The sequence below is a fragment of the Thermogutta sp. genome, assembly GCF_039793925.1.
Taxonomy (GTDB): domain Bacteria; phylum Planctomycetota; class Planctomycetia; order Pirellulales; family Thermoguttaceae; genus Thermogutta.
In genome coordinates this window covers 1-23601 of sequence record NZ_JBAMME010000232.1, presented here as the reverse complement: position 1 = coordinate 23601, position 23601 = coordinate 1, and the positions used below count along the sequence as shown (strand labels likewise).

The 23601-nt window shown below is 56.5% G+C and carries 20 protein-coding genes, 1 tRNA gene and 1 pseudogene; 8 read left to right on the top strand and 14 right to left on the bottom strand.

The annotated features are described in order from the left end of the window. Window positions 1–121: 121 nt before the first annotated feature. Together ABJK56_RS10325 and ABJK56_RS10320 are read left to right on the top strand one after the other, a co-directional pair. Window positions 122–1291 (top strand): hypothetical protein, encoded by a 1170-nt coding sequence (locus tag ABJK56_RS10325; protein WP_347244588.1) that lies wholly within the window; start codon window positions 122–124, stop codon window positions 1289–1291. Window positions 1292–1628: 337 nt separating this feature from the next. Then, window positions 1629–2630: a DUF6655 family protein gene (locus ABJK56_RS10320; RefSeq protein ID WP_347244587.1), complete on the top strand. Its 1002-nt coding sequence runs from the start codon at window positions 1629–1631 to the stop codon at window positions 2628–2630. Between the two features lie 158 nt (window positions 2631–2788). Here ABJK56_RS10320 and larE read toward each other — a convergent pair whose 3' ends face one another. The 5 genes from larE to ABJK56_RS10295 form a co-directional block, all read right to left on the bottom strand. Next, window positions 2789–3691 (bottom strand): ATP-dependent sacrificial sulfur transferase LarE, encoded by a 903-nt coding sequence (gene larE / locus ABJK56_RS10315; protein WP_347244586.1) that lies wholly within the window; start codon window positions 3689–3691, stop codon window positions 2789–2791. A 134-nt stretch (window positions 3692–3825) separates the two neighbouring features. After that, window positions 3826–5118, bottom strand: coding sequence for an exosortase/archaeosortase family protein (locus ABJK56_RS10310; RefSeq protein WP_347244585.1), 1293 nt, complete (start codon window positions 5116–5118; stop codon window positions 3826–3828). Between the two features lie 224 nt (window positions 5119–5342). Beyond that, a complete protein-coding gene (locus ABJK56_RS10305; protein ID WP_347244584.1) occupies window positions 5343–6476 on the bottom strand; it encodes an RsmB/NOP family class I SAM-dependent RNA methyltransferase in 1134 nt (377 codons plus the stop codon). Window positions 6477–6481: 5 nt separating this feature from the next. Beyond that, the gene (gene mqnC / locus ABJK56_RS10300) at window positions 6482–7531 is read right to left on the bottom strand and encodes a cyclic dehypoxanthinyl futalosine synthase (RefSeq protein WP_347244583.1); all 1050 of its coding nucleotides are present in this window, start codon (window positions 7529–7531) and stop codon (window positions 6482–6484) included. A gap of 7 nt (window positions 7532–7538) precedes the next feature. After that, window positions 7539–8318, bottom strand: coding sequence for a menaquinone biosynthesis protein (locus tag ABJK56_RS10295; protein ID WP_347244582.1), 780 nt, complete (start codon window positions 8316–8318; stop codon window positions 7539–7541). A 319-nt stretch (window positions 8319–8637) separates the two neighbouring features. Here ABJK56_RS10295 and ABJK56_RS10290 point away from each other — a divergent pair, with 319 nt between their 5' ends. Beyond that, window positions 8638–10092 carry an AAA family ATPase gene (locus ABJK56_RS10290; protein WP_347244581.1) on the top strand — a complete coding sequence of 485 codons (1455 nt, stop codon included), beginning with the start codon at window positions 8638–8640 and terminating at the stop codon, window positions 10090–10092. A gap of 25 nt (window positions 10093–10117) precedes the next feature. Continuing rightward, entirely contained in the window at window positions 10118–11146 is a 1029-nt protein-coding gene (locus ABJK56_RS10285; RefSeq protein ID WP_347244580.1) for a CBS domain-containing protein, read from the top strand. Window positions 11147–11158: 12 nt separating this feature from the next. On the opposite strand, the gene ABJK56_RS10280 is transcribed toward ABJK56_RS10285, so the two are convergent. The 3 genes from ABJK56_RS10280 to ABJK56_RS10270 form a co-directional block, all read right to left on the bottom strand. After that, a complete protein-coding gene (locus ABJK56_RS10280) occupies window positions 11159–11386 on the bottom strand; it encodes a hypothetical protein (protein WP_347244578.1) in 228 nt (75 codons plus the stop codon). A 236-nt stretch (window positions 11387–11622) separates the two neighbouring features. Beyond that, window positions 11623–12633 (bottom strand): 16S rRNA (adenine(1518)-N(6)/adenine(1519)-N(6))-dimethyltransferase RsmA, encoded by a 1011-nt coding sequence (rsmA, locus tag ABJK56_RS10275; protein WP_347244577.1) that lies wholly within the window; start codon window positions 12631–12633, stop codon window positions 11623–11625. 54 nt (window positions 12634–12687) lie between these two features. After that, window positions 12688–13290 carry a riboflavin synthase gene (locus tag ABJK56_RS10270; RefSeq protein ID WP_347244576.1) on the bottom strand — a complete coding sequence of 201 codons (603 nt, stop codon included), beginning with the start codon at window positions 13288–13290 and terminating at the stop codon, window positions 12688–12690. A gap of 309 nt (window positions 13291–13599) precedes the next feature. Between ABJK56_RS10270 and ABJK56_RS10265 the strand changes: the two genes are divergently transcribed. Next, complete coding sequence (locus ABJK56_RS10265; RefSeq protein WP_347244575.1) at window positions 13600–14595, top strand: diadenylate cyclase; 996 nt, start codon at window positions 13600–13602, stop codon at window positions 14593–14595. 82 nt (window positions 14596–14677) lie between these two features. Here ABJK56_RS10265 and ABJK56_RS10260 read toward each other — a convergent pair whose 3' ends face one another. The 4 genes from ABJK56_RS10260 to surE form a co-directional block, all read right to left on the bottom strand. After that, entirely contained in the window at window positions 14678–15370 is a 693-nt protein-coding gene (locus ABJK56_RS10260) for a DUF6690 family protein (protein WP_347244574.1), read from the bottom strand. Between the two features lie 198 nt (window positions 15371–15568). Next, window positions 15569–15943 (bottom strand): hypothetical protein, encoded by a 375-nt coding sequence (locus tag ABJK56_RS10255; protein ID WP_347244573.1) that lies wholly within the window; start codon window positions 15941–15943, stop codon window positions 15569–15571. A 457-nt stretch (window positions 15944–16400) separates the two neighbouring features. Continuing rightward, a complete protein-coding gene (locus ABJK56_RS10250; protein WP_347244572.1) occupies window positions 16401–17078 on the bottom strand; it encodes a hypothetical protein in 678 nt (225 codons plus the stop codon). 25 nt (window positions 17079–17103) lie between these two features. After that, on the bottom strand, window positions 17104–17970 hold the full coding sequence (gene surE, locus ABJK56_RS10245; RefSeq protein WP_347244571.1) for a 5'/3'-nucleotidase SurE: 867 nt from the start codon (window positions 17968–17970) through the stop codon (window positions 17104–17106). 434 nt (window positions 17971–18404) lie between these two features. Here surE and trpB point away from each other — a divergent pair, with 434 nt between their 5' ends. Continuing rightward, complete coding sequence (gene trpB / locus ABJK56_RS10240; protein WP_347244570.1) at window positions 18405–19619, top strand: tryptophan synthase subunit beta; 1215 nt, start codon at window positions 18405–18407, stop codon at window positions 19617–19619. Window positions 19620–19683: 64 nt separating this feature from the next. Further along, window positions 19684–20514 (top strand): tryptophan synthase subunit alpha, encoded by an 831-nt coding sequence (gene trpA, locus ABJK56_RS10235; RefSeq protein WP_347244569.1) that lies wholly within the window; start codon window positions 19684–19686, stop codon window positions 20512–20514. A 133-nt stretch (window positions 20515–20647) separates the two neighbouring features. On the opposite strand, the gene ABJK56_RS10230 is transcribed toward trpA, so the two are convergent. After that, on the bottom strand, window positions 20648–21862 hold the full coding sequence (locus ABJK56_RS10230) for an argininosuccinate synthase (RefSeq protein WP_347244568.1): 1215 nt from the start codon (window positions 21860–21862) through the stop codon (window positions 20648–20650). 295 nt (window positions 21863–22157) lie between these two features. Then, a tRNA-OTHER gene (locus ABJK56_RS10225) sits at window positions 22158–22234 on the bottom strand. A gap of 600 nt (window positions 22235–22834) precedes the next feature. Between ABJK56_RS10225 and ABJK56_RS10220 the strand changes: the two are divergent. Beyond that, window positions 22835–23601, top strand: a pseudogene (locus tag ABJK56_RS10220) (hypothetical protein); the annotation flags it as partial.

Sequence of the window (23601 nt, the reverse complement as noted above, 5' to 3'; positions counted from 1 at the left end):
AAACTTGCGTTACTCCAGTAAGATGGTTACCATTCTTAGCATGAAGCTACCCACTGAAGCAGGATCGCGTCAACGGACAAGCATTTTTTACAAACTTTCCTCAAACCGATCGCAATCTCCGATGCCTTTTAACGAATCACTTCTCGCGGCACCCAATGCCGTGAGCCGTCGTGACTTCGTGACTGCCGCTGGGTCTATTTTGCTCGGCGGGTTGAGAAGCGAGCACCGAGAACAAACAGAAGAACGAGCAAAAAAATCTTCCCCCACGCAACGCCCTTTGCTGGTGGTGGCAACTGACCTGTATCGGCCCCACGATGATCCCGATGACCACTGGGACCTTGCCACGGCATACGCTTTGGCCCACCAGAACTTGGTCGAACTTCTCGCTGTATTTATAGACTATCCCCGGCCAGGCTCGTTTAAGGACCCCGATATAGATGCAGTGGCCCAATTGAACTACCTCACCGGACTGCCTGTCCCAGTGCTCGTTGGGTCCGGACAATCGTTCAAAGAATGGCGCGAAAACCAGGGCGACGGCCGGGCATTGTGGGGCGTCCAAGCACTCCTCACGCTGATGCGGAATGCTCCGCGCCCGGTCGCAATCAGCGTCGCGGGCACCTGTCGCAATATCGCTATGGCAGCGCATCTGGACAGTGAGAGTTTCTCCCAAAAATGCGTCGGAGTGTACGTTAACGCGGGCACAAGTCGACCACTCACTGAAAATGCTCCTCTGGAGTGGAATGTGACTTTGGACCTCGAAGCCTATCAGGCGATGTTCGCTCTACCTTGTCCCGTGTACTGGATGCCGTGCTTTGAGGACGTCCGGCGGTTTGAAGTCAGCGAATATGCGAGTTACTACCGATTCCAACAGCGAGAAGTACTCCCCGAACTATCCGTAGGTTTGAGGAACTTTTTTGCACATGTTTTTCGGGAAGAATTGTCCTTAAAACACGGATCCCTGAGCTGGCTCCAGGCCCTTCTGGCACCCGAAAATCCGGAACTTGTAGCCCGGATGAATGCCATGGACAGGAACATGTGGTGCACGGCAGGATTCCTGCACGCCGCAGGACTCTCAGTAGACGCCGAGGGGCAACTGCATCCCCTTGGGGAAACTACCCATCCCGTTTTCACATTTGAGAGAATTCGTGTTACAGACCACAACACCGGTCATGTGCGTTGGGTCGCCGATAAAGCAGGCGCGGATCGGTACATCTTCCATGTGTTAGATCAAGGGCAGTACGGCTATGCCATGACAATAGCCCTCAAGCGTTTACTTCGGGCCATTCCCTAGTGATTTTACCCACCTAGTACAAACTCACACCGCTTCCTTTTTCGACAAGAATAATTAGTTTGATCTGATTGCTGGGATTGTCCAAGTCGTCACGGGATTGTGCCGAAGGGCGGTATTAATTCAACACCTGAGCACTCCGACCACTTGACGAATAATTTGCCCCGTTCCGCGTCGTTGAGACGACAGCCAAAACGACTCTCCATGGCGGAGAAAAAACCTTTTCCCATCGCCCGGTTTTCCGTATAATCCGTCCCTCGCGCACTGATGAGGCAACTTCGCCGGCGCAGGGGGCGGCCGGTGTGCATTCCCTTGGCCGGTACCACCTCAAGAATACCCCATGGCCTTGCTCATTGAAGACACAACCACGGGTTCCCTAGCCTGGATTCGCCGAGCAGCACGTGCGGCCGTCGGCTTGGTTCTAGGAGTGGCTTGCGCAGGCGCGGTCGGCTGCGGGACGACAAAGTGGTCGGAGACCCGTCGAACCGCCACAGAGCAGCTTCTCATTTCCGATTCCATGGACCAGGCCGTGGGCAGGCTGGATTTCCGCGCCCTATCGGGCAAGAAAGTCTATCTCGATGACACGTACTTGAAGGACGTCGTGGACTCCAATTACCTGGTCAGTTCGCTCCGCCAACAACTGCTGGCTCACGGGGCCATTTTACGGGAGAAGAAAGAAGAAGCAGATTACATCGTGGAAGTGCGATCCGGCGCTGTTGGCACCGACATGCACAGCGTGCTCGTAGGGATCCCGCAGGTCAACCTACCACCCGCCGTAAATGCAGTCGGATTGCCCACCGCGCTTCCCGAGATTCCGCTCATAAAAAAGACCCAGCAGAGTGCTGTCACAAAAATTCTTCTCTTCGCCTACAACCGCAAGACCGGCCGGCCTCTTTGGCAGTCGGGAGCCGTACTGGCCAAAAGTGACGCGAGCGACGTCTGGATCTTTGGCGCCGGTCCATTCCAGAAAGGGACAATTTATCAGGGTACTCAGTTTGCTGGGGAACGATTACCGATTAGGCTCCCGGATGTGCCACTGATCGATCTCAGTTCACAGCGTGAGCCCGTCAGCCTGCTAGAAGAAGCGTTTTACGCGGAACCTTTCACGGAACTGTCCCAGGACGGCTTACAGAACGCACAGGACCAAAAAGGATCATCGACTTCGAACCGGGAATCCACCGCGGCACAAGTGGGAGAAGTCCCGACAAAACCCAGCGTGTCTCCACCCCGAGACCCCCAGACACCCCCTCCTCCTGCCTTGGTGGCGCCCTCTCAGGGACCGACTCCGCAGGTAGCTTCTCCAATAACTCCCCAATTGTGGCCTGCATTCCCGCCCCAATAACCTGAATCATTTCGCGTGCACAGTTTCAGGACGTAAGCGTTCTCGATAGCGTGCTCATGAAAAAAACGGCCCTACGTTGTGAGTACACAGCGTCCTTCTAAGAATGAACTTCCCACGAGATGTGTGAGCCGCACAGGGTCAATGAACGATTGGCCGAACTATTCCCTGCCCTTGACGGCTGCCAACACGTCCCCCTCTGGCCGCGAAAAAATTTCAAGGCTTTCGGCAGGAAGCAGATTATTGAGGCTTCCGGAACGAAAACCGTTCAAATCGACAGTGACAAACTTGAAACCAATCTCCGCAAATCTTTGGGTCAGCGTCTGCCGTAGCGTGTTATCCATGAGACGAGGCAGATCCTCCAAAGGCACTTCAATTCGAGCCAGATCACCCCGATGGTACCGCACCCGTAACGTTGTGAAACCGTGCTCGCGCAGGAAACTCTCCGCCCGTTCGACCATCATGAGTCGTTCAGGAGTGACCTCCTCGCCGTACGCAATTCGGCTGCTCAGGCAGGGGGATGCTGGCTTAATCCACACCGGCAAGCCCCAATATTTTGCCAGTTCGCGAATCTCTCCCTTTGTGAAATCGCACTCCGCAAGCGGGCTTCGCACATTCTTTTCTTTGGCGGCTTTTAAACCGGGTCTGTGATCACCATGGTCGTCTTTATTTGAACCATCGACGACGACAGCCATCCCGAATCGCGCGGCCCAATCCCCCAGTTTGCCAAATAGCTCGCTTTTACAGTGGTAACATCTATCACCCAAATTGCGCTGATAGGCCGGGTTAGACAGCTCCTCCGTCTCAATCACGATATGGCGAATGCCGATAAGCTGCGCCAGTTTTCGGCATTCGTCCAGTTCCATGGCCGCCAGGCTGGGGCTCACTCCCGTCACGGCCAAAGCCTTATTACCCAGAGCAACCTGGGCCGCCTTGGCCACCACGGTGCTGTCCAGCCCGCCCGAGAACGCAACCACACACGATCCAAAGCCTTTCAACAAATCGATCAAACGCCGGGCTTTTTCGGCCAACATCGGAGAAAGGCCGACAAACGAGTCTGCCATGGGAGGGCCCTCCATATTACTGATCCACTTTTCTTCAAGGCGAGAGCATGTCCAGCGGCCGGGTAAACGGCAGCGCTGGGCATCTTCACGATGATTGTTTAAGGGGAGCCGCCAAATGTCAACCTTTTGTGACATTAACCTTGCCTGACGCTCTTCCTTGCCCGTTGGGCGAGAGGTATCTCGGTTTCCTCCTCAAAGACTATCAGGCAATCCAAAAGCGCACGCAAGGCGACCAGCAAGATGACGGCCAAGAACGGCATTAAGAGTCCGGCCCAATCATGAAAGACCCGCTGTCCCCACTCCCGACCAGCATAGACGTACAGAAAGCCTGTAAGAGTGATTCTCACGATGTTCACAACTAAGGCGATGGGTACAGCGCTCAAAATCAGCACGGGAATTTGCCATCGCGGAACCTCCGCGACAAGCAGATACAGCACCACCAGCGCTAAAAAGGCCGTGGCCATGCGGAGCCCGCTGCACTGTTCCACCACCCCCAATTGAAGGTCCCCTAACTTGATGAAATGGGCTCCCTCGCTGATGGCTTCAAGCCCCATTGTCTGCAGAAGATAGGTGCCGGCTGATGCTGCCAGACCCTGCAGAGGTACCAGAAGCGCTCGCTCCAGACCAAAAGGCAGCGGGAAAGAAAACAGGAGCAGTAAAGCTGCGGGCCAACACCACTTCATGGCCCGGGTGCTCATCACCGCGAGCACGGCACCCAGGCAACTCAAAGAGAAGGTCGCCATGGCCGGCACATCGAGTCCAAAATACGTAAACGCCAATCGCAGCCCCGTCGCTGTCAGGAGAAGCAGCAAGCCGGGCCAGGCCTTGCTGATGTGCAAAGCGTCATGACCCTCAGATGCCGCGGAAATCGCCCCCCTTGGTGAGACAGGAAGGATCACGGAGGGACGTTGGCCTTCGCCCATCGGCGCGCCTTTCGGCAAAGTAGGCTCTTTCGCCACGTGCAGCCAACTTTTTGCAGCAAAAACAACACCCAAAATAAGACCCAGGGCGTAAAAGACCGCAGCGAGAAATATTAGGCCCGAGCTAAGAATCCCCCGTGCCAAATCACTGGGCGGGGCTGTTTCTCCCAGTGTTTTCCCACCCAGATACGTCACTCCGCCGATGGCGACTAAGCCTCCTGCAACAATCAGACGCCGCAGCTCACCGGGCATCTGGGGACGCCAGTCCGCTTTGCCACCCAGGCGCCGCAGCCACAGAATGGCAGCAGCAGCAAGCGGCATGAGCGCCCCATGCGAGTATTGTTCGCCGCGCCAGGAAATAGCAGCCTCCGAAAGGGCATTCCAGTAAGCCCAGGTCAAAAGGGCTAAGAGAATCCCAAGCAACCACGGCCGCCAGCTTTCGATCGATTTTGGTGTCGCTCCCATCACGTGACGTTTCCGCGTCCCGAACTGCTCAACGGCGACCATCCACGGTTATCGCTCGACTTTCCCGATCCAACCCAATTTATCACGGTAGTTGGCGCGGTCACTGTTGGCAAGCAGGAAAGCCAACGGCGACGACCGAAGAGCAGCGTTCATCAACGTGGGCGGCGGCTTGGCTTCCTGACCAAGCTCCCGTCATCAGCATCTGATGTTTTATCCAAGGTTTACTGGTGCGCCCGAAGAACGCCGCATGGATGGGATGAGCAAACTCAACAGCTTTCCTCGTCTCCGACCTTTCGACTCGGTTCTTTAAAACGCCACCGGTTGCGTGCCTTTTCTGATCGCCGCGACGACTCGCAGGTTCGGGCCACAATGGACCTTTTTCGCTTGGTCAAACAACACAAGAAAAATCCACTCATTTCCGCAGTCGGGAGAATTCGCACCGATTTACTCACATCGGGATGAAATCTTTGGCCTTCCCATTCCAGTAGTCCCGGCATCCAATTGGAAATCGGAAGCGAAATGGGAGCGACCTCCAATTCGTCTGGCAATTTTCTGAGGGCGTAATCAACAACAGCTTCATTCTCTTCCGGTGCGAACGAACAGGTGCAATACAGGATTAGACCTCCCGGTTTGGTCGCCTTCACGGCTGAAACCAGCAGTCCCCGCTGTTTGCGCGAGCACTCCGCAATCTTCCGAAGGCTCCATCGGGCATAGGTTTCCGGCTCTGTGAGGTGAAATCGCGCTTCCGACGAACAGGGAGCGTCCAGCATTACACGATCAAACCGATTCGGGGTTTTATTACCCACGGTTCGGCCGTCCCTCAGATAAGCCTCAACAATTTGCGCACCGGCCGTCCGCACATTGGCCAGCAGTTTGTACATCCGCTCACGAACTACTTCCACAGCCGCAATACGCCCCCGATTTTGCATACGTGCCGCAATAAAACAGGTTTTGCCCCCCGGCGCGGCAGCCAGGTCGAGAATCTCTTCGCCCGGTTGCGGGTCCAACACTTGGACGGCTAACATGCTGGAAAGGTCCTGGATGTACAGCCGTCCTTCTGCAAACGCGGGCAAATGAGTGAGGACATCCCGCATGGATGGCGGTGCCAAATAGGCTTCCGGCAACCATTGCACTTTTTCAAATGCAACGGCCATCTCGCCCAGTTCTTTTTCCAGTGTTTGTGGATCGGTCTTCAAAGTGTTGACCCGAAAACATACGAATTTCGGATCGAGAAAACTTGACAAGCAACTTGAAAGGGAGGAGTCTGGCAGTATTTTTCTCAGTCGCGTTATAAACTCCGCGGGTAATTGACGGGCGACCAATTCCAGCGCTTCTCCACGTGGAGCAATCTGAATCGTTCGTGCCTCCGCAGCTTTGCCCTCATCGGTATGACTGCACATCCCGTTCACTCGTCGAGCAGTTCGTAGAACACGTTTCGGCGGCGCGGAATGTAGCCGGCCTGCGAAATAAGCAACCGGAGTTCCTGTTCTGAAGTTCGGAAATGGGTACCCGCCGCAGCCACCACGTTTTCTTCAATCATCAAACTGCCCATATCGTTCGCACCAAAACACAGTGAGAGCTGACCGATTCGCGCACCCTGGGTGACCCAGCTCGCCTGGATGTTAGGAATGTTGTCAAGGTAAAGTCGCGCGACCGCAAGCGTCCGCAGATAATCGAACGCACCACTTTTGGGCACATACTCCATCTCCGTATTTTTCGGCTGAAACGTCCAGCAAATGAACGCCGTAAAACCGCCGGTTTCATCCTGCAGTTCACGAATTCGGCGGAAATGGGCAACGCGGTCGGCCAGCGACTCCACGTGGCCAAACATCATGGTGGCGGTCCCCTTGCCCCCTAAACGGTGCCAGGTGCGGCAAACAGCTAACCAACCGTCGGTGTCGACTTTCGCGCGGGCCAGTTGTTTTCTCACGGAATCTACGAGGATCTCCGCGCCCCCGCCAGGGAGGCTCCCCAGCCCGGCCTCCTTCAAACGTCCGAGAACTTCTTCCAGACTCAGTCGGGACATCCGCGCAAAGAAATAAATTTCCGGCGGACTGAAACCATGGATGTTGATCTGCGGATACTTCGACTTAATTGTTCGCAAAAGGTCCTCGTACCAATGGAGCGGCAGTTTCGGGTTGAGACCACCCTGTAACAGGATTTGATCCCCGCCCAGCGCAAGCGTCTCTTCGATTTTTCGAAAGAGCGACTCGTAATCAATGACGTAAGCCTCGGGATCGCCCGGTTTGCGATAAAATGCACAAAAACGACATCCAGCAACGCAAACATTTGTATAGTTAATGTTCCGATCGATGTTGTACGTGCGATAGGGCTCGGGATGAAGGCGCCGGGATACCTCGCAGGCAGCCTCCCCAAGCTGGGTGAGATTGCTGTGTTCGAGCAGGCTGAGCGCCTCTTCGTCGGTCAGTCGCTTGCCACCGACGACCCGATCCAAGATTCGGTCAATTGATGACTCGAAGTCGCTTGTTCGCCGGGATAAATCCGTACTTTGCTGCGAGTCTGCCAAGCAGGTCGAGGGATTCATGCTCTTTTGGACCCATCGTAAAATGGAGGTTTCTCGTAAGGTACTCGTAACACACGCTATAGGGGAGCCCCACGTCTTCCGCGGCCTTCTTTGCAATGATATCCAAGGCGGCCAGTCCACGGTCACGAGCAGCCGCGAAAATCCGGGCAATTGGCCTCCAATCCCGATCTGCTGGTTGTGCCACCCATACGGCAAATACTAGAGGAAGGCCGGTCCAGGAGCACCATTCCGCGGCGAGGTCGTGCACGTGGGGGAGCGGTGGACTCTTGACGGTCATCGCCCGATCGCCGATCATCAGAACCGCGTCACAATCCAGGTTCGCAGGATCGTCCCCCAGCGGTAACTCGCGCACCTCGGGGAAAGCACCGTATTTCTCCGCGAGAAGGATCCGGGAAACCGCGGCACTGGTCCTGGAAGCAGCATCCAAAGCCAGTGTTTTAACCTCATCGAGAGGGACCCGACTGAAAATGACAACGCTGCGAGCAAAATCTGCTGCCGCGATACACGCATCCGAGAGCACGACATAATTTGGGAAGCGAAAAGCCTCGATAGCCGGTACGATGGCCACGTCCAACTCCCTCGCGGCCAACTGTGCCGCCAAGCGACTGGGAACGTCGAACGAGATTCGGGCCCAGGGGCACAAGTCTGGAAGTGCCCAAATCAACGGCCTTGCATTGAGGTAAATTACCCCCCCCACACGAAGGCCTCCATTCCCAACTGGCTTTCGCTCTGAGTCGTCTCGGTGATATTCTGACATCTTTTCTTTTCAAGCCACATTGATTGCTTCGTTTGGAGCACTCCGTTCCGTAACCACGGGACTGCGTCGAAGCTGGCGATGGCCGGTTTTCCATAAGGAATCAGCTCCGACGAAACGGCACGGCGGGCGTTCCCGCAAGCTATGTTTTACTACGAAGGATACTCTGGGAAATGGCAAACGGGGCAGAGAATTTACGTTAGCAGAGCACTGTGTTAAGTCAACATTGGGTGTAGAAAGTTAAAAAATATCGGAGCCGGAGATGGGAATCACGCCGCTCACCGGTCAATCGGCTGGCAGCGCTTCATCAGACGAACGAAAACTGGACGAGCTCGTGGAACGGCTGCATCGTCTGGTCGGCGCACGGCCGGCAGCCGCGGAAGAATCGCGACCGCCCCACCAGCAATCACCCCCAGCAGAGGGATTGCCCTCAAAATCCCTTGAAGAGTGGGCGGAAACGGACTTTGTGCCGATCGAGCCAGAAACCTTAGAAGACGCGCAGCTCACCGAAAGCGAGGTCGAAGCCCTGATTTTGAAGTTTCTGCTTAACGTGGGCGACGCTACGGGACGTCAGATCGCCGATCAGGTGAAGCTCCCTTTCAAGATCATCGATCCTCTGATGCGGCGGATGAAGGGAGATCGCTTAGTCGTCCATCGCTCTGACGCCCCAATGAACGACTATGTTTACGAGCTGACGGAACTGGGGCGGGAGCGGGCCAGAAGATTTGCGGAACATTGTACCTATTTTGGCGCTGCTCCTGTTTCCCTGAAAGACTACGTGGCCAGTGTGGCCATTCAGTCCATGACGAAGCAGCGTCCGACCCGGGATGATTTGCGCCGTGCACTGGCGGGCCTCGTCATCAGCGAGGAAATGCTTAACCGTTTGGGGCCTGCTGTCAACTCCGGTCGCGGTCTGTTTCTCTACGGCGCCCCAGGAAATGGCAAAACGACCATCGCCGAGCGGGTAACGGCAGCGTTCGGACCTTACATCTGGATCCCCAGAGCGATCGGAGTTGACGGAGAGATCATCCGGGTGTTCGATCCAGTGAACCATTTCGAGGTACCGCTTCCTGATCCGGAGGGACTTTTGGATACGCGGCACATCGACAAGCGTTGGGTTCGGATTCGGCGACCTACGATTGTCGCCGGGGGCGAATTGACGATGTCGGCTTTGGAGGTCACCCTCAACACCTCCACAGGAATCTGCGAGGCCCCGCTCCAAATGAAGAGCAACTGTGGGACGCTCGTCATTGACGACTTTGGTCGTCAGAGAATGCCTATCCAAGAGTTACTCAATCGCTGGATTGTCCCTTTGGAGCGTCGATACGACTTCCTGAACCTCCCCAACGGGAAAAAGATCACCGTCCCGTTCGACCAGCTCATTATTTTTTCCACAAACCTTGAACCCCGGGAGTTGGTGGACGAAGCCTTTCTCCGCCGCATTCCGTACAAAATCGAGGTTGTCGATCCCTCGGAAGCGCAATTCCGGCAGCTCTTTCGTATCCTTGCGCCACAGTTGGGGATCAAGTTCAACGAAGACGCTGTGAATTACTTAATCGAAAAACACTACAAGGCAATAGGGAGACCGTTCCGCTTCTGCCAGCCCCGGGACCTGATGCTTCAGGTCCTCCACTACTGCAATTACCTTCAGATTACGCCCGAGTTAAAGCCTGAATATTTCGACATCGCCGTCGCAAACTACTTCTCGGTCATGTAATCATATTGACTTTAGGGGAAACCACATGTGCTCGGCATGGAGTCTCCATTTTCCGCATCAGAGTGAGCAAGAGCAGAGAAAGGTTTCTTTCCTTTATAACGAAGCAGCCGCTGCAACCACGGAATACGCAATTTTCCTTCTACTTCTGATCGTTTCCGCAATGGTGGGATTCGTGGCCGTTTCTGGGATGACCCACTTTATTTTTCAGCGGGCATATACCGCCGTGATGCCGTCCAACGCTGAGAGCGCCAATCTTGTGATATCGCAACCGCTCATCGACCAGAAATTGCGGACACTTGTCCAACACGGTTCCCGTACTGCCACGGATTTGGACTTTGTGGTCACAATTCTCGGCGGGTTACTGGGGTTGTGTTTCGCAGTGGTCCTGGTCATGAGCTTTGCGAAATCACCTCGCCGGCGTGCTCGTGAGCAGCCCAAGCCTCAATCCATGACAGCTGAACAACTTCGAGAGGTCCACCGTCGGACCCTTTTTGCCAAACGAAATCTGCTTCGCAGAGTGCTCGGTCGGTTTCTCGACGAGCGCCGCATCATAGACCTGCCCGTGCAATACTTTATGTCGGAGCAGGTGCAAACCGTGACTCCCGACACACCACTGGAACGCGTTTGCCACATCATGCGACAGAAAGGCATCCGACACTTGGTGGTCACAGGGAACGACGGGCAGCCCCTGGGGGTCATCAGTTCGCATGATCCCTGTTGCCGGACCGGCTCCACGGCGCGGGACGTGATGACCGCCGAACTCTCCACTGTGGATCCTGAGGTCCCCATCAGCCAGGCCATCACACTCCTGGTTCAGCAGGGGATTTCCTCTCTTCCCGTTGTTCGGGATGGGAAACTCGCCGGAATATTAACCACCACCGACATTCTCATCGGCTTCCAGGCACTGATTCAGGCATGGGAGCTTGTCCATCAACCGGCGGCCGATAGTGATGAGCTTGAGGCCACAGAGTGTGAAGGTGACCCGGCGTTGACAGTTCCAGATGAAGAGAACAATAGCCCCCATGATCCTTCGTCAGAAACCTGCGTTTGTTAGGCTGGGCGCCTCTTAGGCCCAATCCAGCCCCGTCTCGCGTTTCACCCGCGTCTCAAAGTCACCGATCAGGCCACCAATGAGATCCCAGCGATCCTTGCGACGAATCTCAATATCCCCTTGGCGATTGATTCGAACAATGCTATCTTCCTTGAGGCCGACTTTGGCCAATTCCTCCGGCGTCGGTCCTCCTTCGGTCACCACCTTCAAGAGCTGGCGTCCCAGCATCTCGATAAATTCCATTTTTGACGAACTTCCAACGTCGCACATTCTCAACCTCGAATCACTGTTTCTCGCCGCTTGAACAGCTCATTACCGCGAAAGCACCCGAAAAGCATTGAGCTTCTTCGAAAAGAACCGCCACTGTCCGCCAAAGCTTGCCTTTCTGCCTATTGTACTCTGCGGGGGACTTGGTCTCACTGTTGCTCCATAACACTGAATTCTCCGCCGTTTACCACCCATGCACAGCAGCCAAAGTGCTAGGTGTCTGAGGCTTTATCTGAATTGCTTGGCGAATCTGAAGGATACTCTGCGCAGGGCTCCCCACTGCTCGATCTTTGAGCTTCCATTTCTGGCGCTGGAAAAGCACTGCCTTGGAAGCGTTCACGAAGTGCCTCGTAAAGGCGCAAGATGCTTTCCACATCCAGTTGTTCCGCGCGAGATTGTGGATCGAATCCGAGATTCCCGAGCACCTCGTCCACAGCCGCTTTGTCCGTTTTTCTACCGAGGGCACTCAGCACCTGAGCACGCAAAAACTTCCTTCGATGAAGAAACAACCCGCGGATGAAGTTGTGAAACAGCTCCCGGTCCCGGATACGATTTCGCCGCTCTGGTTCCAAGACGATATGAATGATTGCGGAAAACACTTTCGGCCGCGGCCAAAATACCTGAGGCGGCATCGTGCGCTCAATTTTCGCCCGACACTGGCTTTGAATCCAAACACTCAACGCCCCATAGTCTTTGGTACCTGGCCTGGCAACAATCCGGTCTGCCAGCTCCTTTTGAATCGTCGCCGTCATTGTTACTGGCGGCCGGTCGAGTGACAGCAAATTGGTCAGCACCGGAGTGGCCACGTTGTAGGGCAGGTTTGCTACCAGCTTGAATTGTCGGTTGCCCTCGCCCAGCACCTCCGCGACTGCCTCCAGCACCGCAGGATGGAAACGATTTTTACTCTTCAGGGCATCCTGACACAACAGTCGAACATTGGGCTTTTGACCAACCAACTCTTTGGCGACTGCGTGAAGCTTGGGGTCAATTTCCACCGAAATGACATACCCGGCACGTTCGGCGAGCAAATTGGTTAGACTGCCTGTTCCCGTGCCCACTTCCAAGACTACATCCTCGGGGCCCAATTGGGCCGTATCTGCCAGAACACGCAGTAGATTGAGGTCAATAAGGAAGTTCTGCCCGAGATCTGTTTTCGGGCGAACTCCAGCGGCCTCCAGACGTTCTCGCACAAACGTCAGGGTTTGTCGCGGTGAACCTGCCATGGTCATTGGGCTCAGCGACGTTTCCCTCTAGGGATTCTCAAGATTCAAGCGTTTTCACACCGGCCAGGTTTTGGCCTCAAGTTGCCTCTCCACGTACTTCGCTAAAATGTCTGTTTCCAGATTCACCTTATCACCCACTTTCATCGGTCCCAAAGTGGTCACAGCCAGCGTGTAAGGAATAAGCGCAACACTGAATCGTTCAGGCTCACTGTCGACAATTGTCAGGCTTACGCCGTCAACAGCGATGGAACCTTTGGGGGCCATCTGCCGAGCCAGTCGGCGAGGGATCTTGAACCAGAACCGCGACCACTCCCCGAAATCCTCTCGTTGAACAAGATAACCCACATCATCAATGTGGCCGGTGACAAAATGCCCACCCAGGCGATCCCCTATTTTTAAGGATCGCTCCAGATTAACACGACTTCCCTCTTTAAGGTCACCCAGATTCGTTCGGGACAGGGTTTCCGGCCCCGCCTGAAACGCAAAGGTGTCTCCGTCGACGGCGATGACAGTCAGGCAACACCCATTGACGGCAATGCTATCGGCCACCCTGGTTTCCGCAGCAATCCGGGGCTCGCGGACTACGAGTCGCACCCCTGGGGGCTCCGAAATGACCGCTGCGACGGTTCCCAGTGCCTCAACAATCCCGGAAAACATGATGGCGACACTCCTTTCACATCTCACCGTTGAGCGGGGTGCAAGGACGCTTCGTTACAGCACATATGGCGCTACTAATAGATGCTAAAGGGAACCATTGGCATTGGCTAGCCGCACCGGTGCGTCAGGAGGTTTATGAGGGGACGACCGAGTTTTGCACATAAATCAGGCAAACACAGCCTGCAAGCCCACATTGTTCGCCCAGCAAAAAACCAATATGATGAAGTCTGATCCCCATATGTGCGGGAATGAGCCGGCTGCCCGAGAGTACCATCCTGGCCTCGAGACCACATTTGTTTCCTCCGATCTATGAATCCTGAAGCCCGGACATCGGCTGCTCCTGATCCCAAGTCGTCGGTTCTCCCTACAGGCGGTGAAACTCTTCGTCTGACTGAAAACGTGAAATTGCTTCTGGAGCATGCTGTGGCGGTGGCCAAGGCTGTAGAAGCGGCAGCCATTCTCGTTTTGTGGTCGGGAAAGGCAGACTGGTCCCGCGTGACGGGATTGCTGGGAGATCAAAAACTGATTGTGGCTGTCGACACGCCTGCTCAAGCCGAATCTCTCCAGAACTCGCAAGTCCCTGTCGTGATCACCAACATGCCGGAGTCGTCACCGCAAGACCGCCTTTCGGAGGCCCTTGTGGAGTGCGTGACAGAGGAGTACGTGGCCCTGGGAGACGATCTGGTCGCGGTGTATGGGGCCTTCGATGCAGCGTCCCTGGACACTTTGAGCCTGTTTCGGTTGTCCGATTACTTGGGGCGGCTCACGGTTCGCGAGTTACGTCAGCTCAAAACGGACATTCCGGTCGAAACCCTCAAGCTCGTCATTAATCTGGCCATCGAGATTGGCCGCGAAGGCCGTGAAGGAAAACCGGTTGGCACAATTTTCGTCATCGGGGATACCCGCCGGGTGCTCGCCCACACTCGGCCTCTGGGCTTTGACCCTGTTCGGGGATATAGCAAACGGGAGCGCAACCTCTTCGATTCCAAAGTTCGCGAGGGAATTAAAGAAATCGCGCAGCTCGACGGGGCTTTCATTATCAGCAAAGACGGGTACGTCGTGGCTGCATGTCGTCACATTGACTGCTCCGCTGATGGAATCTCTCTCAGCAAAGGCCTCGGTTCGAGACACTGGGCTGCGGCTGCTATCACCCGCCGCACAAAAGCTGTGGCGGTTTGCGTCAGCGAATCCAGTGGGACGGTGCGGGTATTCCACGACGGTGAGGTCCGCATGCGCATCGAGCCGGAGCGCAAACGTGTTGTGGTCTGGCGGGATACTGACGGCAACTCGGAAACTGCCCGGTAGAGATGGGCAGGCCGGGATGGCAGCGCCTTGGCTTCGCGTCCGAGGACAGATCACGCCAGCAACCGCCGCCCAGTGCCAACAGCTACCTGCTCGGCCGCTCCAGGACCAGGCTGAGATCGAAACGGTGCTGGGGATCGGAATTAGTCAAAATTCCGCGCGGCCGAATCCACAGATAGCTGTGGGTTTCCCCGCGGGATCCCTCTTCCGGCACAACATACAGGTAGACTGCGGGGTTATTCGTAGGACGGTAGACAAATCCGTAGTACGTGGCTAGAAAGGCTAGCAGCCGATTGGGGTTGCCGGTCGTCCCTTCGAACACAATCCTCCGAACCTGTCGCGAGGCGTCAAAGTAGTAGGTGACCGTACCGGCCAGATCGTCCTCAGCGGTGCCAGTCACAAGGGGAACTCTGTAGCCCTGAAAATTCAAAATGGCCAGACCGCTAGTCACGCGTGGGAACCGCGAAACCACCCAATCGGGGGACACATCGAAGCGGAACACTTCGCTCATCTCCACTATCGGTGGCAGGCTTTCCGCCTGTTCTGGAGGGGCAGATGACTTACCTTCAGAACCATCACCCATCCTGAGGGAAGTGAGCACAGGCTCTCCGGACAGGACTTTTGCCAGCAGGGCCGCAATCGACCCCGAACCCGAAAGCACGACAATCGGGGAAAGGACAAGCAGCAGGCCGATGACAGCCAGGATAACCTGGTTGAGAATCGGCGTTGGCGGCGGTGGCTTCGGTTGTTCCTGGGGTTTCTGTTCGTTGTCGCCCATACCACAACTCGCCCGTCGGACCGGCCACCCAAATCCCGAAAAATGCGACCCGTCAAGCAAAGATAGCCTCTTGGCTATCAGTCGGGCGTTTCTCCCCGCAGAATGAACTAGCGCTTTGCTCCGCCCTACAACAAACAGAAGCCGCATGACCGATACCGCACAAGCAGAACAAGACAAGCGGCTAGCGTGGCGCCCATCTCACGGGTTGGCTGAGCCGCCACTAGGAGGCCCGGGGGGAGGCATCAACAGACCCGGCGTCCAGGGGAAATAAAGCCACCAGGGCGGGTTCGGAAGCTGCCCCAAAGCAAACGGATTGACCCATGACTGGAACGGAAGAGTCCACGGCCCCTGGGGATTGCCCCATGGTCCGAACGGAGTGGCGCCCGGACGGAACGGAAATTCCCACTCCTCATATGGTCGGATGTACGCGCCCAGTCCCCACGTCTTGACGATGTGGAGGTGATCGTAGCTCTCCGCCCCACGGATCGTGGCCCGAGTATGGCGATAACCGCTGACGACGTAGTTTGGTGCGTAAGGTAACGTAATTTGAGGTGGTTGAGAAAATTGCGCCACGCGGGAACCTTGATCGTTATGGGAAAAAAAAGAAGGCTGAAAAATCCAACTCTCGCCCCACGCTCCTGGTGGCGACGACAGCAGGCATCCAGAAAAGAACAGTGACAAGAGCCATTTAAAGCCTACCGTTCGCCCGCTCGGGTTTCCACGACGATAAGTCCACGGATGAAAAGATTTCTCAACGGAATGCATACGCAACCTGTAGATAGTTATTTACCCAGGTACCGCCTTTTTCTAGCGTAATTACGTGGCGCTGCGATGCAACTGTAATCCGCGGGCTTCGATCTGCACTTTCCCGGGGGAACACCATCGCCCCGGGCAGCAGAAATCTCGCTCGGATTTTACGGCGATTCGACCGGCTGGGGAGTCTGGGATGCTGAGCAGAGGAAAGACGAGTCACATGCTCTCATCGGACCACATACCGCGCTAGGCCGCTCCGCTCCCTTTTTCCTGAAGATCAAGGCGGTGGCGATCCAGCCGGAACTTCCACCATGAGTTCTCCTCTTTGCGGGTCGTACACATATCGATGCCCAGGTGGTAGCCTGGGCAGCTGAATATTGTTTTTCTCAATAATTTCCCGCCAAAACTCTTCGTGGGATTCGGGCTTTCGGCCGTGTTCAGCCTCGAATAGCTGAAGAGCCTGGGGAACCTGGATACGAAACGCCATGTGTTCCTGGCTGCGGAAATAGACGTAAACAGGCGTCGTCAGGAAGCCGGGCTGGAGACTGCTCCCTTTTTGTCCGACCCCCACATCCGCCTTCACATACTGCCCCTGAGCAGCCGCTGGTAGCGCCTGGGGACTAGTCGGGGGCGGTGGTACCATCGCCGAACCCGGTGGAGAGCTGGGTGGACTTACAGGGGGTGGAGCGGCTCCGAAGTCGCTTGTCACATCCTCCGGACGTGCAATTCCCGGGGGCATCGCTACCGGACGTCGCTGCTGGCCCGCGGCAGGAGGGCTCGGAGTTGCCGGCGAGGACGGTGCCGGAGGCGGAGCCGTGGTGACTTGCCCGCCACTGCTCGGCTTGGGCGTTACCCGAAAAGACTCGTCGGAACTGGTGGAACACCCAATCAAGAATACCAGCCCGACCACTCCACCACCCCAGGTGATCCATCTCTTCCAGCGGAATCGGGCCATGGCGGCACCTCGTCACCGAGCGTTTTCAGGATTGATCACTGTCTGGCGACACAATCGATTGTAATCGCCGGGTGGACCGCACAACCAGTGGTGCCGAAACCGAGATCCCGGTTTCCCGGGCCTGCGGCTGTTGAACAAAGAACCGGCATTTTTCAAGGGCTTTGAGAGCGCTGTGAGCCGTTAGGTCAAAGTGAAGCGGCGTGATTGCAATCTTTCCCTGAGCCAACACGGAAAGATCGGTCCCGTGGTCTCCGGGTTCGGGCGCCGGCTCACCCGTTGCCCAATAGTAGGTGCGTCCCCACGGATCCACGCGCTTCTCGTACCGCTCGCCGAACTGACGCACGTCCATAGGCACAACACACACCTCGGGCTGTGAATTAAACACAGCCGCGGTTGGAATGTTCAAGTTAAAGAGCCGAGTTCCTTCGGGCTTTTTCTCTAACAATTGGGCAATGACCTGGACTGCGATTTCTGCCGCACGGTCAAACAAAGGATTTTCCTCGAACTGAAGCGATACGGCGATACTCGTGATCCCGAAAAACGCCCCCTCGATAGCGGCGGCGACGGTCCCTGAATACAACACGGCAATACCCGCGTTGAGTCCCACATTGATTCCGCTGACCACAACGTCAGGACGACGAGGGCATAATTCCGTCACTCCAAGTTTGACGCAGTCCGCCGGGCTGCCATCGACCGCAAACCCAAAATGGTCCTCGCCCTGGAAGACTTCCTTGAGAATGAGAGGGCGTAAATAAGTGATGGAATGTCCCACACCGCTTTGTTCCGTGGCGGGCGCCACAACGTGCACCTCTCCCAACTGCCTGAGCGCACGAGCCAGAGCAGCCAATCCTGGCGCATAGATTCCATCGTCATTTGTCAGCAGAATGAGCACAGTTTCGATTGATCCTCCTTAGCCTTCTTCAACCACATTTCTTCGACCCGAGCCGAACACAGCTGACAGCCAACGCGACTTGGATTGCCCAAACCTCCACGTTTAAACTATACCGGTGTCACGAATACTCGGCAACGAGCGATGTTCGATACGCGGCTCGCGGTGGCAACGTGAACTCACGCTGCGGTTTTTGCTGGGGCCAAGATCGATTCCCGATGATCGTCTCTATTGGAGTCGAGCGACTTTCCTAACCTGCCAAACCAGATTGGTGCGGAACACCAGCACACTCGGCACGGGGCTAGTGGGACTGCGTTTTCTTGAGATTTTAGTGTAGGATTGATAGTTGATAGTGCAGTGTCAACATCTCGCCTGGCCATGTGTTTGAATGAACTCAGGTTGAGAACCTGTGTCCCCTGTTTGCGCGACAAAATCCCATGCAGCAGACTGCCCATTCGCTCTCGAAAGTTCCCGATGCACGTGGTCGGTTTGGTCCATTCGGAGGACGTTACGTTCCGGAAACCCTGATCGCGGCTCTTGACCAGCTTTGGGTTGAATATCAACGAGCTACGCAGGACCCCACTTTCCACCGGGAACTTGAACACCTGTACCGCCACTATGTGGGACGTCCCTCCCCCCTTTATTATGCTGAGCGATTATCAGAATTTTGCGGCGGTGCTCGCATTTATTTGAAACGGGAGGACCTCAACCATACTGGGGCGCATAAGATCAACAACTCGCTCGGTCAGGCGCTCTTAACCGTGCGAATGGGAAAACGCCGCGTCATCGCGGAGACAGGGGCAGGTCAGCACGGTGTGGCGACCGCCACGGCCTGCGCCCGGTTCGGCCTTCAATGCGTCATCTACATGGGCGAAGAAGATATGCGTCGCCAGCGGCCGAACGTCTTCAACATGCGGTTGCTAGGGGCCCAGGTGGTGCCCGTTACCAGTGGATCCCGAACGCTGCGCGACGCGATCAACGAAGCGCTTCGAGACTGGATGAGTTCCGTTGAAACCACCCACTACTGTCTCGGATCAGTCACTGGCCCACATCCCTTCCCGCAAATTGTCCGCGATTTTCAATCGGTCATCGGGAAGGAAACCCGCGCCCAATGTCTCGAACAATTCGGGCGGCTCCCCGACTGGATTGTGGCCTGTGTAGGGGGAGGCAGCAACGCTGCTGGCATGTTTTATCCGTTCATCGAAGACGACGTGAAACTTCTCGGCGTTGAAGCTGGAGGCCGTTCTTCCCGGCTCGGAGATCATGCGTCAACCCTCTGTTACGGTCGACCTGGGGTCCTTCACGGTACCTACTCCTACGTCCTGCAGGACGAGGATGGACAAACCGCAGACGTGCATTCGATCTCTGCGGGCCTGGACTACCCAGGTGTGGGACCGGAACACAGTTACTGGAAAGAGACGGGACGCGTCACCTACACCAATGTCAGTGATCGTCAGGCTCTGGAAGCGTTCCAGACCCTGGCTAGATTGGAGGGCATTCTGCCTGCCCTGGAAAGCGCCCATGCCTTGGCGAAAGCCATGGAACTGGCCCAGACGCTTGGTCATGACCAGGTGGTCGTCGTGTGCCTTTCTGGCAGGGGAGACAAAGACACTCAAGAGGTCGCGCGACTGCTTGGGCAGGACTTCTCATAGGCCTGGGGTCACTCTCTGTGTTTTCTTCTTCGGATAAACTGGAGGCTTGTAGCAGGTAATCAACATGTCCGCTGTTTCCTCAGCTTTTTGTCAACTCCGTCAGCGTGGAAAGAAGGCGCTTATGCCATTTCTCACGGCAGGTGATCCCAACCTGGAGTTCACCCAGGCGGTGATCGAACTACTTTCAGAAGAAGGGTGCGCGCTCCTTGAGCTGGGATTCCCTTACAGTGATCCCATCGCGGATGGCCCGGTTATTCAGGCCTCCTACACCCGGGCACTCAGGAATGGGATTAAGGTGGACGCGGTGTTCGACACCGTCGCCCGGGTCGCTCCAAAGGTCGGAACTCCGATCGTGGGGATGGTGAGTTACGCCATCGTCTTTCGCCGCGGAATACAAAAGTTCGTCGAGGCTGCCAGGTCATCTGGTTTAGCTGGTCTCATCGTCCCTGATCTGCCGGTCGAAGAATCGGATGACCTTCGTGCAGTGTGCGACGGAGCGAACATCGATTTGATCCAATTGATTACGCCCACCACGCCGCGTCCTCGGGCGATCGAAATCGCGCAAAAAGGCCGGGGATTCATTTATTATGTGTCCGTCGCCGGGATTACCGGTGAACGCTCGGAACTACCACGCAGTGTGGTGGACAATGTGGCCTGGTTACGGCAGCAGACCGATCTCCCCATCTGTGTGGGATTTGGCGTCAGTAGGCCGGAACACGCACAAATGGTGGCGCAGGTTGCCGATGGCGTGATTGTGGGATCGGCTTTCGTTCGGCGAATCGCGGAAGCAGCGACCCGGCCAAAACACGAAGTGCTTCTCGAACTCCGACAATTTGCCAGGAGCCTCCTTTCTGCATTGGAAGCGGCATCTCAGCCTTTAGCTCAGCGCGATTAAGAGTAATTGCACAGCGAGCCGTCCGGTATGCCAATGGGTTGAAGCCTGACCGAAATCAAGCTTCTCGGCAGCGTTTGCCGGGCCTGAGCCCAGTTCGCGTCGGTTGACGGGAAGCGGCAAAGCCCCTGGAGAGTCAGTAGCTTCTCGGTCGTACCCGCGCTTGCACACGCAACGGAAGACCCTGGATCCGGAGAAATCCTTCCGCATCACTCTGGTCGTAGTCCCCGCCTGCTTCCATCGTGGCAATGCCCTCGTCGTAGAGGCTGTTGGGGCTGGCCCGGCGGTCCACGAAGATATTCCCTTTGTACAGGCCGAGGGTGACCTCCCCAGTCACCGGTTTCTGAATCTCGCGAATCATCGCCAGAAAGGCATCCATTTTGGCGGAATACCAAAAGCCGTAATAGACCAGTTCTGCCACTTCCGGCGCCAGCCGGTCCCGCAAGTGCATCACATCGCGATCGAGCGTCAGTTGTTCGATTTGCCGATGGGCGAAGTACAGGAGTGTCATTCCCGGTGCTTCATAGACGCCCCTGCTCTTCATCCCCACAAACCGATTTTCTACCATATCCACCAGCCCCACGCCGTTACGTCCACCGATTTCGTTTAATCGGCTAACAATTTCATACGCGCTGAGACTGTCTCCGTTCACCCGCGTGGGAACACCCGATTCAAACGCGATGGTTACTTTTTCCACGCGATCAGGCGCCTCCTGCGGCAGCGTGGTCATTCCAAATTCAACCAATTCCACCCCGTTTACTAAAAGATCTTCCAGACGTCCGGCCTCATAACTGATATGGAGACAGTTTTCGTCCGAGCTGTACGGCTTCGCGGCCGTTGCTTTGACAGGAATTCCCTTTTGTTCGCAATAGGCGATCATTTCCTTCCGGCCGGGAAACTTCTGGCGGAACTCTGCTAATCGCCACGGAGCCAGAACCTTAATTCCGGGCTGCAGAGCTTCGGCAGCAAGCTGAAACCGGCACTGATCGTTACCCTTGCCGGTGGCACCGTGGGCGAAAGTATCGGCACCTACCTCCCGGGCAACCTGAAGACAGACCTTGGCAATCAGAGGCCTCGCTATGGACGTGCCCAGCAAATAGACCCCTTCATACCGAGCGTCCCACTGCATGACTGGGAACGCGAAATCCCGGCACAACTCTTCCTTGGCATCCACCAGTCGGGCGGATTTCGCCCCGATTTTCCTCGCTTTGTCCAGGATCGCCTCACGATCCTCACATGGCTGCCCCAGGTCAACATACACCGCGTGGACGTCGTAACCTGTCTCGACCAACCAACTTAGGATGACCGAGGTATCCAATCCTCCGGAATAAGCCAGCACGCAACTTGCCATAATAGAAGGGTCCTCTCAAGGTAGTTCAATTCCTGACACCAGCGCCCGGATTGAGCCGGAGCAAAACAGCCATTCCACTTTTGCGACTCGACGGAAGAGAATATTGTAACTGATCGAGGCCGCTGCCCCAAGAATCGCGCCCAGACGCTTACCTACTGCGGTCTGATATACAGGCACGACGAGTTCCGAGGTTTATTCGCGGCAAAAGTGGCCGGGGGCGAAAAAACACGGCGAGGTCTGAGCTCACCTCCCTGCAAAAAATAACTCCGGCACCTGGGCCGGAGTTCACACCATGCGCGCCCGGAGGGACTCGAACCCCCAACCCTCGGTTCCGAAGTCACAAGACGAGTTCGCCCAAAGCGAAACGGGCGCAAACAGTTGCGGCAAACGCACCCTGCCCCGGTGCTCCGCTCGGTGCTCGACAGCCTGCATCAACCTGCACCGAAGCATGGGGCCATCAACCGTGGCCACAATTCCGTGGAATGTGGATAACATGGTCCATGCTAGAGAATGCGTCGGCAATACGCAGCTCCAGCCCGCCGTGCCGTTTGCTGCCCCGCCGGCCCGACGCAAACCCTCGGTAATGGCGGACAAAGAGAACGGACGAAACCTCATGGCAAAGCCAACCCCTCGCCAGTTTTCGCAAGGTGGGCACCGCCCAACACCAACCTTGCTGCGATTTCCCCCCGGTAGAGGCGATTTTCTGTTTCCCCGCAGATTTTTCGCGCCAGGCTCTTGACGGGGGGCGCCTTGTGGTACGCTCAGCAGCGCCATGGATTTCCGGTAGGGAGCGATCGTTTGCAGTGAAGCGTAGGCGGCGTTTGGCTCCAGGGCAGTGCCCATGGCAGCGGTCGGTTTTGAGGCCAAAGCTGGTGTTCTTCGGCGGCGTCTAGTCGGCCGGGGCCACTGGGTAGCGGGCAGTGCTCTTCGGGCTTCTTTTCCGCGGTGTTTTGTGGACGAAGGGGTCGGGCTATGCACAAGCCGGTTTGGACGTGGAGCATCTTTCGGCGATTGTCGGCCAAGCCGAAGCGAACCAGGAGGCCAGCGGGGCTGAAGCCGCGGAGCTTGCGGTTCGAGCCGCTTGCGCCGCGAGAGATGCTGGCCGCAGACGTGGTGCTGGCCGCGTTTTACGGCGACGGCAGGCACTTGGTGGTCGAATACGACGTGGTCGGCGAGGCGGCCGAGCCGTTCGAGGTGGGGGTGTACCGTTCGGGCGACGGCGTAGGAGCCGAGGGCTTGGTAGCGCGGGTGGGGGTGAGCGATCCGGCGGACTCGACGGCTGGGGCCCGCCACAGTGTGGCGATCGAGGCGGCGTTTGCCGAGATCGAGGCCGACTATACGCTTTGGGCCAAGATTGAGCAGCCCACGCAGCCGACTTCGGTGGCCGGTGGAGAACAAGCCCGAGGCAAGGAGGCTCGGCGATTCGAGGGCGGGGCGTTCCTGGGGTTCGATGGCACGCTTTACGTGCATGGGACGGCCGGGGATGATCGGGTGGCGGTGGTCGTGGCCGATTCGGGCGGCATCCAGGTGCGGCTTGATGACAGATGGTACGTTTACCAGCCGCAGCAGGTCCTGGCGGTCCACATCCGCACGCAGCAGGGGGACGACATTGTAGGCACCAGCGCCCTGGTCAGGTTGCCGGTGTGGGTCTTCGGCGGCGAGGGCAACGACCATGTGCTTGGTGGCAGTGGGGAGGACCTGTTGGTGGGCGGGCCGGGGGACGACATCCTTCACGGCGG